Genomic DNA, 15,209 nt, shown 5'->3' with positions numbered 1-15,209 from the left:
GAGAGCAACGATGGAGTTGAGGGAGTCGGCGGCGCAGCAGGAGCTGCGACGGGAGCTGCGCGCGTACTTCGCGAGCCTGTTGCCGGAGGAGAAGCGGCGCAAGGCCGGCGAGCAGGGCGTGGGCGGTGAGTACTTCCGCGAGGTCGTGAGCCTGCTCGGCAAGGACGGCTGGCTCGGGATCGGCTGGCCGACCGAGTACGGCGGACAGGGCCGCTCCATCGAGGAACAGTTCGTGTTCTTCGACGAGGTGCAGCGGGCCGGACTGCCGTTCCCCTTCGTCACCGTGAACACCGTCGGCCCCACGCTGATGAAGTACGGCACCGAGGAGCAGAAGGCCCGGTTCCTGCCCGGCATCCTCTCCGGCGACATCGTCTTCGCGATCGGCTACACCGAGCCGGAGGCAGGCACCGACCTCGCCTCGCTCAAGACCCGCGCCGTCCTCGACGGCGAGGAGTGGGTGGTCGACGGCAACAAGATCTTCACCTCGGGAGCGAACACCGCCGATTACGTGTGGCTCGCGTGCCGCACCGATCCGGAGGCGCCCAAGCACAGGGGCATCTCGATCCTGGTCGTCCCCACCGACGACCCCGGCTTCTCGTGGTCGCCGATCCCCACCGTCGGCGGTCTGATGGTCACTTCGACGTACTACAGCGGGATCCGGATTCCGCAGGAGAACGTGATCGGTGAGATCAACGGCGGCTGGCAGCTGATCGCCGCGCAGCTCAACCACGAGCGCATCGGCCTGGCCGCGATCGGCGGCCGCACCTACGGTCTGTGGCATCAGGTCCTGGCCTGGGCCAAGGAGAACGGCGCCATCGAGATCCCGTGGGTGCAGCAGGAATTCGCGCGTACCCACGCGAAGCTCGAGGCGATGCGGCTGCTGAACTGGAAGATGACGGCGGCCGTCGCGGCGGACACGCTGTCCGGCGCGGACGCCGGTGCCACCAAGGCGTACGGCACCGAGACCCACATCGACGTCTACCGCACCCTCCTCGGCATCCTGGGCGCGGCAGGCCGCATCCGCCCCGAGTCCCCGGGTGCGCTGCTGGCCGGTCAGATCGAGCAGATCTCCCGGCAGGGCATGGTCAACACGTTCGGTGGCGGCGTCAACGAGGTCCTGCGCGACATGGTCGCGACGATGGGCCTCGGCCTGGTGCGGGAGAAGAGGGTCAAGTGAGCGAATTCCTCACCACACTCAAGGCATTCGAGGGGCAGACCCTCACCCCGAAGACGTGGGGACCGGACGCGGTCAACACCCCGATGATCCGGCACTGGGTCGAGACGATGGGCGACACCAACCCCATCTACCTCGACGACGAGGCGGCCCGCGCCACCGGCCGCGAGGGCGCCGTCGCGCCCGCGCTGATGGCGCAGGTGTGGATCATGCGCACCTTCACCGACAAGATGGCGAACAACGACCCGTCCCAGGTGTGGACGGACCTGATCGCCACCCTCGACGACGCGGGCTTCTCCTCCGTCGTCGCCACCGACTCGGATTTCGAGTTCTTCACCGAACTGCGTCCCGGTGACCGGGTTTCGATCACCGAGGTGATCGAGTCGGTCTCGGAGGAGAAGACGACCGGACTCGGCGTCGGGCACTTCGTCACGACGCTGAAGACCTACCGCAACTCCGACGACGAGACCGTCGCGACCCAGCGCTGGCGCACCCTGCGCTTCGCTCCCAAGCCGAAGCAGGAGAGCAAGCCGAAGGGGCTGCGCCCGCGTCCGGCGCTCAACGCCGACAACGCGTTCTGGTTCGCGGCCGCCAAGGAACACCGCCTGGTGATCCAGCGCTGCACCGCCTGCGGCACCCTGCGGCACCCCACCGGGCCGATGTGCGGTGCGTGCCAGTCGCTCGACTGGGACACCGTCGACGCCTCGGGCCGCGGCACCGTCTACAGCTTCGTCGTCAACCACCACCCGCAGATCCCCGGATTCGATTACCCGCTGATCGTGGCGACGATCGAACTCGAAGAGGGCACCCGTCTGATCGCGAACATGACCGGCATCGCGCCGGAGGACGTCGAGATCGACATGCCGGTGGAACTGGACTGGATCGACGCCGACCCGGATCTGACGCTGCCCGCGTTCCGGCCGGCCGCACGGGAGGACTCCTGATGGACTTCAACTACAGCGAAGAGCAGGAAGCGATTCGCACCCTCGCCGACGAGGTCTTCACCAGCAAGGCCGACATCGACCGGGTCAAGCAGGTCGAACTGAGCGACGAGCGCATCGACCGGGACCTGTGGCGCGAACTCGCGAACACGGGGCTGCTCGGCATCGCACTGCCCGAGGACCTCGGCGGCGGCGGGCTCGGACTGGCCGAGCTCTACGTTCTGCTCGAGCGGCAGGGCAATTACGTCGCCCCGGTCCCGATCTGGCAGTCGGCGCTCGCGGCGCTCGCGGTCGCCGAGTTCGGGACCGACGCCCAGCGCGCACTGGTCCCCGGTGTCGCCGAGGGCAGCAGCTTCCTGACGATCGGTCTCGAGGAGTTCGGCCCGTACATCGACCGCGACCCGGAGACCACCGCCACCGAGGCCGGTGGCCGGTGGACGCTGACCGGCGCGAAGGCCGTCGTCCCGATCACTCACGTCGCCGACCGCGCGATCGTCTCGGCGACCACCGAGACCGGTGCGGCACTGTTCGTCGTCGACCTTGCCGCCGCGGGCGTCTCGGTGGAGCAGACCCAGTCCACGAACTGGGAGATCTGCGGCAACGTCACCCTCGAGTCGGCCCCCGCGGAGCTGCTCGGCGCCGCCGACGGCACCACCGTGCGGTGGCTGCGTGATCGGGTCGAGCTCGCGCTCGCCGCGATCCAGATCGGCGTCGGCTCCGGTGCCGTGGCGCAGGCCGTGACCTACCTCAACGGCCGGCACCAGTTCGGGCGCCCGCTCGCCACGTTCCAGGCCGTGGGGCACCAGCTGGCCGACTGCTACATCGACCTCGAGGCGATGCGCGTGACCCTGTGGCAGGCCGCGCAGAACCTCGTCGACGGCATCGACCCCGGCACCGCCGTGCTGGTCGCGAAGTGGTGGGCCACCGACGGCGGCCAGCGCATCGTGCACCGCACCACGCACCTGCACGGCGGCATGGGTGTCGACACCGACTACCCGGTGCACCGGCACCTGCTGTGGGGCAAGCAGATCGGCGCCACCCTCGGCGGCTCGGCCTCCGACCTGGCGCGCCTCGGCGCCCAGCTCGCCGCCGGTGTCGAGGTGGTCGCATGACCGCCACCATCGAGCTGGCGGGCCGCGGCTACGACGACATCTCGGTCGGCGAGGTGCTGCCGGAACTGGCGATCCCGCTGACCCGCACCCTGATCGTCGCGACGGCGCTCGCGACCCGCGACTTCCAGGACGTGCACCACGACCCCGAACTGGCGCGTGAGCGCGGCTCGAAGGACGTGTTCATGAACATCCTCACCAGCAACGGGCTGGCCGGGCGGTTCGTGACGGACTGGGCCGGGCCGTTCGCGACGGTGCGCCGCGTCAAGATCCGCCTCGGCGCCCCGAACTACCCGGGCGACACGATGACGATGACCGGTGAGGTCGTGTCCAAGGAGAACTGCGTCGTCGAGGTGAAGGTCGTGGGCGCCAACAGCCTCGGCAACCACCTCTCCGGCACCGTCAGCGTGTCGTACCCCGCCAGCGAAGGGAAGGACGCCTGATGGCTGTCAGCCCGCTCTCCGGCGCCGCCGCGATCGTCGGCATCGGCGCCACCGAGTTCTCGAAGAAGTCCGGCCGTTCCGAGCTGCAGCTCGCGTGTGAGGCGGTCACCGCCGCGCTCGCCGACGCCGGCATCGACCCGTCCGAGGTCGACGGTCTGACCACCTTCACCATGGAGACCAACGGCGAGATCCTCGTCGCCCGCAACTGCGGGCTCGGGGAGCTCAAGTTCTTCTCCCGGATCGGCTACGGCGGCGGCGCGGCGTGCGCGTCGGTGCAGCAGGCGGCGATGGCCGTCGCGACCGGTGTCGCCGACGTCGTGGTGGTCTACCGCGCGTTCAACGAACGCTCCGGCATGCGCTTCGGCGCGGGCCAGCACGACCGCCCGATGGATTCGACCGCGGACCGCGCAGCCTACGCATGGCTGACCCCGCAGGGATTGGCCACTCCCGCCCAGTGGGTCGCGATGTTCGCTCGGCGGTACATGCACCAGTACGGTGCCACGAGTGAGGATTTCGGTCGGGTTGCCGTCGTGGCGCGCAAGCACGCCGCGAACAACCCCGCCGCGTGGTTCTACGGCAAGCCCATCACGCTCGAGGACCACCAGAACTCCCGGTGGATCGCCGAGCCGCTGCACCTGCTCGACTGCTGCCAGGAGACCGACGGCGGCCAGGCCCTCGTCATCGTCTCGGCCGAGCGTGCCAGGGATCTGCGCAACAAGCCCGCGATCATCAAGGGCGCCGCGCAGGGGTCGGGCAAGGACCAGCACATGATGGCCAGCTACTACCGGCCCGACATCACCGGCATCCCGGAGATGGGTCTGGTCGGCCGTCAGCTCTACAGCCAGGCCGGTCTGACGCCGGAGGACATCAACGCGGCGATCCTCTACGACCACTTCACTCCGCTGGTGCTCCCGCAGCTCGAGGAACTCGGTTTCTGCCGTCCCGGCGAGGCCAAGGACTTCATCCGCGAGGGCAACCTGGAGATCGGTGGACGACTGCCGAGCAACACGCACGGCGGTCAGGTCGGGGAGGCGTACCTGCACGGTGTCAACGGGATCGCCGAGGCGGTCCGGTTGCTGCGGGGCACCTCCACCAACCAGCCCGACGGCGTCGAGAACGTGCTCGTCACGGCGGGAACCGCGGTTCCCACGAGCGGCCTGATTCTCGGCGCCGCCTGACCCGGCAGTAGCCGACACAAGAAGCCCTGGAAGGACGAAGAATGACGGCAGTGGAGCAGAAGCCGGCCGGCGCCTGGAAGGGGGCCGACCTCGGCACCCGCACCGTGAGCTACACCGAACGCGACGCGATCCTCTACGCGCTCGCCGTGGGTGCGAAGGCCACCGACCTGGACCTCGTGATGGAGGACCGGCTGCGGGTGCTGCCGACGTTCGCGCTGACCCTCGCCCAGTGGGCACCCGACGAACTCGGCTCGCGCGGTGCCTTCGACACCAAGACCGCACTGCACGGCTCGCAGGAACTGACGGTGCTCGCGCCGCTCCCGCGCTCCGGTGAGGTCACGCTGTCCGCCCGCGTCGGCGAGGTGTGGGACAAGGGTGCCGCCGCGGTGTTCGAGGTGGTCGTCGAGAGCGAGTACTTCGTCGCCACCTGGTCGCTGTTCGCGCCCGGCTACGGCGGATTCGGCGGCGAGCGTGGGCCGTCGAAGCCTGCCGGCCCGACCGGCGACCCCGCGGTCACGACGGAGCTGGTGACCGCCGAGAACCAGACGGCGCTGTACCGGTTGCTCGGGGACATGCACCACATCCACATCGACCCGGCCGCGGCCGCGGTGATCGGGCAGCCCCGCCCGATCATGCACGGGCTGTGCACGCTGGCGGCGAGCACGCTGCCCCTGGCCGGTGCGCTCGGAGCGCACCCGGCGGATCTGGTGCAGCTGTCGGGACGCTTCGCGGCCCCGGCCTTCCCGGGTGACCGGCTGCCGATCCGTGCATGGCGCGGCGAGACCGGCGTCGACTTCGAGGTCGGCGGCGCCATCACCGGTGCCCACGCCCGGTTCGGGGAGTAGGCAATGAGCAACGCAGCCGAGTTCCCGGGAAGGGACAACCCTGCCGACTTCACGGGCAAGGCCGTCCTGATCACCGGCGGCACCAAGGGCATCGGGCGCGTGGTCGCCGAGACGTTCCTCGCGGCCGGCGCGCAGGTGACGGTGTGTGCGCGCAGTGCACCGGAGGCCCCGATCGCGGTCGACGGTGTCGAGGCAGGCTTCCTGCCGGTCGACCTCCGCGACGCCGACGCCGCGAAGGCGATGGTCGACGCCGCCAACTCGGCGATGGGTCGGCTGGACGTGCTGATCAACAACGCCGGTGGCTCACCGGACGCGGACGCCGCGACCGTGTCCACCCGGTTCGTCGACAAGATCGTCGCACTGAACCTGCTGGCGCCCTTCTACGTTGCGCAGGCCGCGAACGCGGTGATGCAGCAGCAGGAGACCGGCGGGGCGATCGTCAACATCGGGTCGGTGTCCGCGCACGACCCGCAGCCCGGCACCGCCGCCTACTCCGCGGCCAAGGCCGGCCTGTTGATGCTGACCAAGGCCCTCGCGCTGGAATGGGCGCCGAAGGTGCGCGTCAACCACATCACCACCGGACTGATCCGCACCGAGGCCGCGGCGTCGGTGTACGGGGAGGACGGCGGTGCCGCGGTCACCCGGACCCTGCCGATCGGCCGGATGGCGGTGCCCTCGGACATCGCCGGTGCCTGCCTGTTCCTCGGAGGTCCGCTGGCGGCGTACGTCAACGGCGCCGACCTGGCGGTGCACGGCGGCGGCGAGTACCCGGCCCGCTACCTCGCCACCCACCCCGAAATCAACTGACACACAGCCTGATCGGAGCATGAGCATGGGAATCCTCGACGGTAAGGTCGCGATCGTCACCGGCGCGGGGCAAGGCATCGGCCGGGGCATCTCGCTGGCCCTGGCGAAGGAGGGGGCCGCGATCACGGTCGCCGGCCGCACCGAGTCGAAGCTGCACAAGACGGTCGCGGAGATCGAGGAGTTCGGCGGGCGCGCCATCCCGGTGCGCTGCGACGTCTCGGTCGCCGAGGACATCGAGGCGGCCGTCGCAAGCACCGTCGAGCAGTTCGGCGGCGTCGACATCATGGTCAACAACGCCAACGACTCCAAGCCCGGTCCGCTGCTCGACGTCGTCGACGAGCACTTCGAGCGTGCGTTCGCGTCCGGTCCGATGGCCACCCTGCGGTTCATGCGGGCGTGCCACCCGCACATGGTCGCCCGCGGCGGCGGCTCGATCGTCAACCTGGTGACGTCGGCGGCGGTGCGCTGGGACGCCAGCAACTACGGCGTCTACGGCTCGATCAAGGAGGGCACGCGGGTGCTCACCCGCGCCGCCGCCGCCGAGTGGGGCAAGGACGGGATCCGCGTGAACAACGTTGCCCCGCATGCAGTGACGCCCGCGCTCGAGTGGTGGATGGACAAGAACCCGGAGGAGGCCGCGGAGTTCGTCGCGGGCATCCCGCTCGGCCGGGTGGGCGACCCGGAGTCCGACATCGGGCGCGCGGTGGTCTTCCTGTGCTCCGAGGACTCGCGGTACCTCACCGGCTCGACCATGCCCCTGGACGGCGGCCAGTCCCGCTGGGGCTAGTTCTCGAACGCCGACGCGCACCCGCCGTGGCGTCGCGCGAAAACCCCTGTGCACACCGGTCCTGACGGGTGCACAGGGGTTTTGTGTGTGTATGGCCCGTGTGCACGGGGCATGGACCCTGTGCACACGGGTTTTCGCGGGCGGACGCACGGTGCGCGCGATGCCGGATGTGTTGTTGGTGCAGAACTCTTGTGCACAGGGGTTTTCGCGCGTGCACACAGGCTTTGTGCGTGCAAAGCCTGTGTGTGCGGAGCAATGACCCTGTGCACAAAGGTTTTCGCCGCACCCGCTCGGGGCTGTCACATTGCGGTCACGCCTCGTGGATCACCGACTCCCCGGACCCGACGCGCAGTGCCTTCGACGTCTCCACCCCGGCGTTCGGGTTCAGCTTGTCGACCGACCGGAACGCGAACCGCGCCTCGCCGGCGTCGACCTCGAGAATCCCGTAGCCGTGGCCGACCATGTCGGCGTGCCGGAGGTGCGGGTTCTTCGCCAGCCGGCTCGCCTCCTCGGCGCGCGCCCCGGCCGGGTCGGCGGCGCTGCTGGTGTAGGCGCCGTCGCCGGTGTTGGACGACGTCACCGACGGGACGACGAACTCCACCCCCGCGCGGCGGGTGCCGGGCGCGTTGACCTGGGCTCCGCTCGGGGTCCCCGGCCCGAAGCCGGTGTCCCACAGTTCGCCCGCCCAGCCGTCGTGGTCGTCGCCGGTCACCAGTACCAGGTTGTCGACCGATTGTGCTGCGGTGGAAAGGATCTCGGCTCGCTCGGCTCCGTAGCCGTCCCACGTGTCCATGTAGGCGCGGGTCCCGTCGTCCGCCACCACCATGCCCATCATCATGTTGGGGTTGGCGATCACCTTCCAGCGAGCGTCGGACGTGGCCAGGCCGTCGAGCAGCCACTGCTTCTGCGCCGCGCCCAGCATGGTCCGTCCCGGCGCATCGGCCTCGGCGCAGACGATGTGGTCCAGCGAGTCGCCGCACGCCTGCCGGTCCCGGTACTGGCGGGTGTCGGGCGCGAACAGCTCCACGGTCCGGCCCACCCGCAGCGAGCGGTAGGTGCGGGTCGGGTCGCCCGCGAACCGGGGTACCGGCATGTGCTCGAACCAGGACTGCCAGGCCCACTGCTTCTTCTGCTGGAATCCGACCGCACCGTCGATCGGCGAGATCACCGGGAACGTCCACCCGTCCTTGCTGTAGTTGTTGCGGAACTCGTGGTCGTCCCAGAGCGGCACGAACGCGTGGTTGCTGTGCATCAGCCGCAGATCTGCGTCCGTGCGGTACTGGCGGTACTTGTCCCGCATGGCGTCGATCGTCTGCGGGAACGCGTTGGTGGCCACGCCGCGCACGCCCGGCTTGGTGAACTCGTACACGTAGTCGCCGAGGCACACGACGAAGTCGAGGTCCTCCGCGGCGAGGTGGCGGTGCGCGGCGTAGTAGCCCTCCTCGAACCCCTGGCACGTGAACCAGCCGATGCGGACCGGCTCGTTGGAGTCGGCGGGCCGCAGCGTCCGGAACCGTCCGACGGGCGACTCGCCCCCGGTTCCCCGGAACTGGTAGTAGTACGTTTCCCCCGGAGCGAGGCCGCTGACGTCGAAATGCACTGTGCCGTCGGCGTCGCCCTGCGCCTGGACCCGCTCGGCGAGCACCGGGGCGGACAGGTCCTCGCGGGTGGAGACGACCAACGCCAGTTCTCCGCCTGCCGCGCTGCTCCCGGCGCTGCTGGTGCCGATGCTGCCGGTGCCGATGCTGCCGGTGCCTGCGCTGTCGGTGCCGATCCGTGTCCACAGGGTCGCGCCGTCGGTGCGGGGCACGCCGGCCATGACGCCGTTGCCGAACTCCGGGTTGCGGATCAGGCCGGGGCCTGCGTCCGGTGCCTGGCGAAGGACAGGGGTGGCGCCGGCGGCTGCGGGCAGCAGTGCCGCGCCTCCCAGTGCGGACAGACCGGCCAGGAAGGCGCGGCGGGAGACGTTGGCGGGGGAAAGGGCCACAAGCCACCTCGTGATGCGTGGGGACGAAGGTTCCTGACGACCCTAGACACTGGACGTTCGTCCAGTGACGTTTTCCGGGTGTTCACCCGCCGAGGGTTGCGCCGCGGTCCGCTCTCAGTTTCCTACCAGTTTCGCCGAGTACATTCCGCCGGGTGCGTACCCGTTTCCTTCCCCGGCACTGGCCTCTCGGACTGGCCGCCCTGATCGTCGCTGCCGGCATTCTCGCCGTGTTCGGTCCGGCCGAGATGGCGACCAACCCGATCATCGGGTGGTCCACCTCCCTGTACCGGGACGTCGACACGATGACCGCGTCCTGGCCCGCCGGGGCCGGTACCGTCAGCGACCTCGTCGCGGAGGCGGGGCTGTTCGCACTGGCCGGCATGCTCGCGCTGGCGCTGTGGTGGGGACGCGGCGACACGCGAACCCTCGCGGTCGGATTGGCGGCCGGGGCGGGAGCGGCCGGCTCGGCGCTCGCGACCCTCGCGGTGAAATCGGTGGTCACCGAGGAGCGCCCCTGCACCGCCATCCCCGGTGTCCACGCGCTGTCCGAGTGTCCGCCGCTCGGAGACTGGTCGTTCCCCAGTAATCACTCCGGCATCTCGGCGGCGTTGGCGACGGCAGTGGTCCTTGCCGCGTACGCCGCTCGCCGCGTCTGGCTCGGCGTTGTCGCCGCCCTCACCGCCCTGGTGGTGGGGGCGTCGCGGGTGGTCAGTGGTGTGCACTACCCGCACGATGTCGCCGCGGGCCTGGTGTTCGGCTCGTGCATCGCGCTGGCCTTCGCCGTGGCGCTGACCCCGGTCGCGGCCGCGGCCGTCCGTCGGGTCGGGCTCGGCTCCGAACGGCGGGAGCCCGCGCACTCCTGACGCGCGCGCAGCGCGGCCTCCACCGCGTCGGCACCCGCGACAGGGTCCTCGTGCTCCCACACCCGCACCACCGCCCAGCCCGCCGCCGCGAGCCGGGCATCGGTGTCCCGGTCCCGGGCGACGTTCCCGTCCAGCTTGTCCGCCCACCACTGTGCATTGTTCTTCGGCGCGGTCGCGTGCACCGGGCAGCGGTGCCAGAAGCAACCGTCCACGAACACCGCGACCTTCGCGGCCGGGAACACCAGGTCGGCCCGGCGCCGCACGCCCGGCAGCGGCGCCCGGTCCACCCGGTACCGGCGACCGCGGCGGTGCAGTTCCCGCCGCAGCGCCATCTCCGGCACCGTGTCGCGGCGGCGTTGCGCGCTCATCCGGTCCCGGGTGGACACCGAATCGGGCGCCGGTCGGGAGGTCATGACGTCATTGTCGCGCGTGGGCGCCCGCGCTGGCAGCACCGGAAGATCGCCTTCTCGCGGTGGTCGCGAGGGCGCGCGGAGATGCACTTGCGCCCGTAGGATCCGCCCTGCCACAGCGAGTCGGGACGGGCGAAGTTCGGGCACCCAAACTTCTTGATATGGTGGCGCTAAACAGCGGCGCTGACATGGACGGAGACCAGCGGTGGCGAGCGTGCGCACGATCGACAGAACCCGCCCGCCCTCTCGGCGGACAGCGGGCCTCGGCCGCCTGATCGTGCTGGCCGGCCCCGCGTTCGTCGCCGCGATCGCCTACGTCGACCCGGGCAATGTCGCGGCCAACCTCACCGCCGGCGCCAAGTACGGCTACCTGCTGGTCTGGGTCCTGGTGATGGCCAACGCGATGGCCGTGCTCGTGCAGTACCTGTCCGCGAAACTCGGGCTCGTCACCGGCCGGTCGCTGCCCGAACTGCTCGGCGACCGGCTGCGCCCGACCCCGCGCAAGGCGTTCTGGTTGCAGGCCGAACTCGCCGCCGTCGCCACCGACCTCGCCGAGGTGATCGGTGGTGCGATCGCGCTGAATCTGCTGTTCGGATTGCCGCTCTGGCTCGGAGGTCTGATCACCGGCGCGGTGTCGATGGCCATCCTCTCCACCCAGGCGCGTGGGCAGCGGACCTTCGAGTTCGTCGTGATGGGCCTGCTCGCGATCATCACCCTCGGCTTCGTCAGCGGTCTCGCCTTCACCGACGTCTCCTCGCGGGACGCCCTCGGCGGTCTGGTCCCGCGGTTCGAGGGCGCCGAGACGGTGCTGCTCGCGGCGAGCATGCTCGGGGCGACCGTGATGCCGCACGCGATCTACGTGCACTCCGCACTGGCCCGGGACCGGCACGGCCGTGGAATCCGGCCCGGCCTGCTGCCGCGCCTGATCAAGGCCACCAAGCTCGACGTCGGGGCGGCGCTCGCCGTCGCAGGCACCGTCAACATCGCCATGCTGCTGCTCGCCGCGTCCGCGCTGCGGGGGGTCGAGGGCACCGACACCATCGAGGGGGCGCACGCCGCCATCTCCTCGGCGCTCGGTCCTGCGGTGGCGGTGGTGTTCGCGATCGGGTTGCTCGCCTCCGGGTTGGCGTCCACCTCGGTCGGGTGCGCCGCCGGAGCCGAGATCATGGCCGGCCTGCTGCACTTCCGGATCCCGATGCTGCTGCGCCGGATTCTGGTGCTGATTCCGGCGCTGGTCATCCTCGCGAGCGGCGCCGACCCGACCATGTCGCTGGTGATCAGCCAGGTGGTGCTGAGCTTCTGCATCCCGTTCGCGCTGATCCCGCTGGTCCGGATGACATCCGAGCCCGAGCTGATGGGTGAGCACGTCAACCGTCGAGCCACCACGATCGCGGCGTGGGCGGCCACCGCGGTGATCGTCGCGCTGAACGTCGCCCTGCTCGTGCTCACCGTCGCCGGCTAGCGTCCCGCGCGTCGTGCCGCCTTCCGCATGAACGGAATCGTTCAGTCGGGTAGATCGAATGAACGGATGGTTCAGTCGGTCAGTCCTTCTCGGAGCCGACCAGTTCCGTGTCTTCTTCCAGCCGCGCCGACTTCGCGCGGGTCCGCCCCGGCGCGATCATGCCGACCGCGACGGCCGCGACGATCAGGATCGCGCCGAGCACGTGGGCCGCGTCGGCCATCCCGTCCATGAAGACGGACCGGGCGAAGGAAGCGAGTTGATCGCCCTGCGGTCCGGCCATCTTCGCGACTTCGAGCGCGGCGGCGAGGGACGAGCCGACCGGGTCCTTCGCCGCCTCCGGCACGGCCTCCACGGCGGGTGCGATGCCCTGGCTGTAGCTGGCAGCGAGCAGGCTGCCCGCCAGGGCGATGCCGATGGCGGCGCCGACCTCGCGGGTGGTGTCGTTGACGGCGGACGCGACTCCCTGCTTGTCGTCAGGGGTGTTGTCGATGATGGCGTGGGTGGCGGGGGCGGTACACAGTCCGAGACCGAACGCGTAGATCATCAGGGCGGCGACGCTGGCCCAGTAGCCGCTGTCGGCCTCGACCGTCGAGAAGGCGAGCATCCCGGCACCGGTCAGCGCGAGGCCGATCACGCTCAGCCAACGCAGGCCGATCCGGGGCAGCAACCACGGGATCACGGCCGACATCGCCATCACGGGCACCGCAATCGGTGCCAACGCGAGTCCGGACATCAACGGGCTGTATCCGAGAACCAGTTGCATGTACTGCACGATCAGGAAGAACAGCGCGAACGACGCGAGGTACTGCAACGTCATCGACAGGGATCCGGCGCTGAACCCGCGGTTGCCGAACAGGCGCACGTCGAGCAGGGGTTCGGCGCGGCGTAGTTCGACCACCGTGAAGGCCACCGCGCACAGCCCGCCGACCACCAGCGCACACAGCGGCAGCGGGTCGCTCCACCCGCGCATCGGGCCCTCGAGCATGCCGAGCACGAAGCCGCCGACCGCGCCGATGGACAGCAGGGCACCGGGCAGGTCCATGGGCGGTGGGTTCTCGGCCCGGGATCCCGTGATCGTCCATGTGGCGGCGAACAGCGCGACCGCGCCCACGGAGAACCCCACGAAGATCGACTGCCACGGCCAGTGTTCGAGCATCAGCCCCGAGACCACCATGCCCGCGACCCCGCCCGACGCCGCGGTCCCCGCCCAGATCGCGACGCCCCGGGCGCGGTGTTCGGGCGGGAAGGTGGCGGTGAGCAACGACAGCGTCGCCGGCATCACGAGGGCGGCGCCGACGCCCGCGACGGCGCGGAACGCGATGAGCCAGGTCGGGGAGTCGAGCCAGATCGGGCCGACGGATGCGGCCGCGACGATCGCGAGCCCGGCCAGGAGCACCCCGCGTCGACCGTAGCGGTCGCCCAGCGCGCCTGCGGGCAGCAGCAGCGCCGCGAGAACGAGGGTGTAGCTGTCGACGATCCAGGTCAGTTCGCTCTGGGTCGCGCCGGTCTCGAGTGCGATCGCAGGGAGCGCCGAGTTGAGTGCGGCCATCGCAGCGATGACCAGGGCCACTCCCGCACACACCACCGTCAGGGTCCAGATCTCACGGCCTGACATGCCGGTGCCGGACCTGGTGCGTGCATTCATGTGGCCTCCCCACCGCCAAACAAGACTGCCAGTATCGTTTGTGGGACGGTGGTTTCACAACCTCTCCGGTGACGGTCGTGAATTGGAGGTGCCGTGGACGCTGACAACCCCGGGCGGGAGGATCCGCGCAAGGCGCGGTCACGGGCACGACTGCTCGACGCGGCGACAGCCCTGCTCGCCCGCGGCGGCATCGAGGCCGTCACGATCGACGCCGTGACCGGCGCCGCGCGCGTCGCCCGCGCGACGCTGTACCGGCACTTCGACAGCGGCACCGAGCTGCTGGCGGCGGCGTTCGCGCGGCTGCTGCCGCCCGCATCGGTGGTCCCCGACGACCTGGGGCTGCGGGAGCAACTGATCGTGCTGCTGACCGAGCAGGACCGGTTGATCGACGAGGCCCCCGCCCAGCTGACCGCCATGTGCTGGCTCGGGATGGGGCCCGGACTCGGGGACTCCGACGGCGACGCCGACCGCCCCGAACTGCGCTCGCTGCGGCGTCGCATCGTCGAGCAGTATCGGGAGCCCTTCGACCGGGTGTTCGCCGGCGCGGAGGGCCGGGAGCTGCTCGGCCGGGAGGGCCACGCGATCGCCCTCGCGCAGCTGCTCGGTCCGCTGGTGTTCGCCCGGCTCGGGGCGCTGCCCCCGCTCGACGCGCGGGCCCGCGAGCGAATCGTCGACGACTTCCTCGCCGCCCGCCGCGCCAACCGGGCCACGGGGTAGGGCTGCCACCGCTCTCGTTGCGGGTGCCTCGTCGCCGGTTCCCTCGGTGGTGAGGCGATGTGTATTCGAATTGGCGCGTTCGACTGCGGGGCCCTTGCGGGTGCGCGGATACTGGAATCCGAGCTCGTCTTCCCACGGACCGGGCGTGAGGCCCGGTGCCGGAGAATCTCCCGGAGGGTCGGACGATGGCCAAGAAGATTGCATTCGTGTTCGCGGTGGTCGCGGCGATGTTCGGATATCTCGGGGTCGGTGCGTCGGCCGCGGCCTCTCCGGTGGTGCTCGGGGGCGGGTCGGGGATCATCGTCGGCGACGAGGCGCTCTGCACGCTGACGGCGATCGGGCACGACGGTGGGAACCGGCTGGTCGGGATCACAGCCGGCCACTGCGGTGAGCCCGGCTATTCGATCGTGTCCGAGGCGAGACAGGACGCCGGCACGGTCGGTCAGATCGTGGGTAAGAACAGAAGCCTCGACTACGCGGTGATCCAGTTCGATCCGGCCAAGGTGGTGCCCGTCAACCGGGTCGGCGGGGTGACCATCAACGCGGTGGGATCGCCGGCGGCGTTCCCCGACGTGGTGTGCAAGCAGGGGCTCAGAACCGGGAACACCTGCGGGATCGTGTGGGGCGACCTGCTGCAGAGCAACGAGACGTGGACCCAGATGTGTGTGATCGAGGGTGACTCGGGAAGCCCGGTGGTGCGCGGTACTACATTGGTCGGCATGGTGAACGCCTACGTGGGGGTCGCATGTCTCGGCCCCGAACTCGGAACCGACATCGACATAATCATGGCGGACCTGAACGCGCACGGCGGTGTCGGCGCGGGCTTCAGGCCCATCTGATC

General features: G+C 70.3%; 14 protein-coding genes and 1 pseudogene. 12 read left to right on the top strand and 3 right to left on the bottom strand.

Annotated elements, in window-relative coordinates; genetic code table 11:
• Positions 1-10: 10 nt before the first annotated feature.
• Genes ACWDUM_RS08080 through ACWDUM_RS08045 form a run of 8 tightly spaced genes read left to right on the top strand, consistent with a single transcriptional unit; the run spans position 11 to position 7,284 of the window.
• Complete coding sequence (locus ACWDUM_RS08080) at positions 11-1,177, top strand: acyl-CoA dehydrogenase family protein (protein WP_450111791.1); 1,167 nt, start codon at positions 11-13, stop codon at positions 1,175-1,177.
• Entirely contained in the window at positions 1,174-2,118 is a 945-nt protein-coding gene (locus tag ACWDUM_RS08075) for a bifunctional MaoC family dehydratase N-terminal/OB-fold nucleic acid binding domain-containing protein (protein WP_450111792.1), read from the top strand. Before ACWDUM_RS08080 ends, ACWDUM_RS08075 begins: the two co-directional genes overlap by 4 nt.
• A complete protein-coding gene (locus tag ACWDUM_RS08070; RefSeq protein ID WP_450111793.1) occupies positions 2,118-3,227 on the top strand; it encodes an acyl-CoA dehydrogenase family protein in 1,110 nt (369 codons plus the stop codon). The genes ACWDUM_RS08075 and ACWDUM_RS08070 overlap by 1 nt, the downstream gene beginning before the upstream one ends.
• Positions 3,224-3,667: a MaoC family dehydratase gene (locus tag ACWDUM_RS08065; RefSeq protein ID WP_450133560.1), complete on the top strand. Its 444-nt coding sequence runs from the start codon at positions 3,224-3,226 to the stop codon at positions 3,665-3,667. Before ACWDUM_RS08070 ends, ACWDUM_RS08065 begins: the two co-directional genes overlap by 4 nt.
• Positions 3,667-4,845, top strand: coding sequence for a lipid-transfer protein (locus ACWDUM_RS08060; RefSeq protein ID WP_450133559.1), 1,179 nt, complete (start codon positions 3,667-3,669; stop codon positions 4,843-4,845). The genes ACWDUM_RS08065 and ACWDUM_RS08060 overlap by 1 nt, the downstream gene beginning before the upstream one ends.
• 41 nt (positions 4,846-4,886) lie before the next feature.
• Positions 4,887-5,690: a MaoC/PaaZ C-terminal domain-containing protein gene (locus ACWDUM_RS08055; RefSeq protein ID WP_450111796.1), complete on the top strand. Its 804-nt coding sequence runs from the start codon at positions 4,887-4,889 to the stop codon at positions 5,688-5,690.
• A 3-nt stretch (positions 5,691-5,693) separates the two neighbouring features.
• Positions 5,694-6,497, top strand: a complete 804-nt coding sequence (locus tag ACWDUM_RS08050) for an SDR family oxidoreductase (protein ID WP_450111797.1) — start codon at positions 5,694-5,696, stop codon at positions 6,495-6,497.
• Between the two features lie 25 nt (positions 6,498-6,522).
• Positions 6,523-7,284, top strand: a complete 762-nt coding sequence (locus ACWDUM_RS08045) for an SDR family NAD(P)-dependent oxidoreductase (RefSeq protein WP_450134183.1) — start codon at positions 6,523-6,525, stop codon at positions 7,282-7,284.
• 310 nt (positions 7,285-7,594) lie between these two features.
• Here the strand turns inward: ACWDUM_RS08045 and ACWDUM_RS08040 are convergent, their stop codons facing one another.
• The gene (locus ACWDUM_RS08040; protein WP_450133558.1) at positions 7,595-9,271 is read right to left on the bottom strand and encodes an alkaline phosphatase D family protein; all 1,677 of its coding nucleotides are present in this window, start codon (positions 9,269-9,271) and stop codon (positions 7,595-7,597) included.
• 152 nt (positions 9,272-9,423) lie between these two features.
• On the opposite strand from ACWDUM_RS08040, the gene ACWDUM_RS08035 reads away from it, so the two are divergent.
• On the top strand, positions 9,424-10,134 hold the full coding sequence (locus ACWDUM_RS08035; RefSeq protein ID WP_450111799.1) for a phosphatase PAP2 family protein: 711 nt from the start codon (positions 9,424-9,426) through the stop codon (positions 10,132-10,134).
• Between the two features lie 2 nt (positions 10,135-10,136).
• Here the strand turns inward: ACWDUM_RS08035 and ACWDUM_RS08030 are convergent.
• Positions 10,137-10,547 (bottom strand): annotated as a pseudogene (locus ACWDUM_RS08030) (very short patch repair endonuclease); the annotation flags it as partial.
• 220 nt (positions 10,548-10,767) lie between these two features.
• On the opposite strand from ACWDUM_RS08030, the gene ACWDUM_RS08025 reads away from it, so the two are divergent.
• On the top strand, positions 10,768-12,006 hold the full coding sequence (locus ACWDUM_RS08025) for an Nramp family divalent metal transporter (protein WP_450134182.1): 1,239 nt from the start codon (positions 10,768-10,770) through the stop codon (positions 12,004-12,006).
• A 79-nt stretch (positions 12,007-12,085) separates the two neighbouring features.
• Here ACWDUM_RS08025 and ACWDUM_RS08020 read toward each other — a convergent pair whose 3' ends face one another.
• Complete coding sequence (locus ACWDUM_RS08020; protein WP_450133557.1) at positions 12,086-13,651, bottom strand: MFS transporter; 1,566 nt, start codon at positions 13,649-13,651, stop codon at positions 12,086-12,088.
• 93 nt (positions 13,652-13,744) lie between these two features.
• Here ACWDUM_RS08020 and ACWDUM_RS08015 point away from each other — a divergent pair, with 93 nt between their 5' ends.
• Together ACWDUM_RS08015 and ACWDUM_RS08010 are read left to right on the top strand one after the other, a co-directional pair.
• Positions 13,745-14,368 carry a TetR family transcriptional regulator gene (locus ACWDUM_RS08015; protein WP_450133556.1) on the top strand — a complete coding sequence of 208 codons (624 nt, stop codon included), beginning with the start codon at positions 13,745-13,747 and terminating at the stop codon, positions 14,366-14,368.
• Between the two features lie 185 nt (positions 14,369-14,553).
• The gene (locus tag ACWDUM_RS08010; RefSeq protein ID WP_450133555.1) at positions 14,554-15,207 is read left to right on the top strand and encodes a serine protease; all 654 of its coding nucleotides are present in this window, start codon (positions 14,554-14,556) and stop codon (positions 15,205-15,207) included.
• Positions 15,208-15,209 lie beyond the last annotated feature (2 nt).

Source organism: Rhodococcus sp. NPDC003322, assembly GCF_053589555.1.
Note: the sequence above shows the minus strand (reverse complement) of the source record. Positions and strands in the feature narration are given on the sequence as shown.

Coding starts and splice junctions, on each gene's coding strand:
- ACWDUM_RS08080 (WP_450111791.1), top strand. CDS start 11: ATGGAGTTGAGGGAGTCGGCGGCGCAGCAGGAGCTGCGACGGGAGCTG.
- ACWDUM_RS08070 (WP_450111793.1), top strand. CDS start 2,118: ATGGACTTCAACTACAGCGAAGAGCAGGAAGCGATTCGCACCCTCGCC.
- ACWDUM_RS08065 (WP_450133560.1), top strand. CDS start 3,224: ATGACCGCCACCATCGAGCTGGCGGGCCGCGGCTACGACGACATCTCG.
- ACWDUM_RS08060 (WP_450133559.1), top strand. CDS start 3,667: ATGGCTGTCAGCCCGCTCTCCGGCGCCGCCGCGATCGTCGGCATCGGC.
- ACWDUM_RS08055 (WP_450111796.1), top strand. CDS start 4,887: ATGACGGCAGTGGAGCAGAAGCCGGCCGGCGCCTGGAAGGGGGCCGAC.
- ACWDUM_RS08050 (WP_450111797.1), top strand. CDS start 5,694: ATGAGCAACGCAGCCGAGTTCCCGGGAAGGGACAACCCTGCCGACTTC.
- ACWDUM_RS08045 (WP_450134183.1), top strand. CDS start 6,523: ATGGGAATCCTCGACGGTAAGGTCGCGATCGTCACCGGCGCGGGGCAA.
- ACWDUM_RS08020 (WP_450133557.1), bottom strand. CDS start 13,651: ATGAATGCACGCACCAGGTCCGGCACCGGCATGTCAGGCCGTGAGATC.
- ACWDUM_RS08010 (WP_450133555.1), top strand. CDS start 14,554: ATGGCCAAGAAGATTGCATTCGTGTTCGCGGTGGTCGCGGCGATGTTC.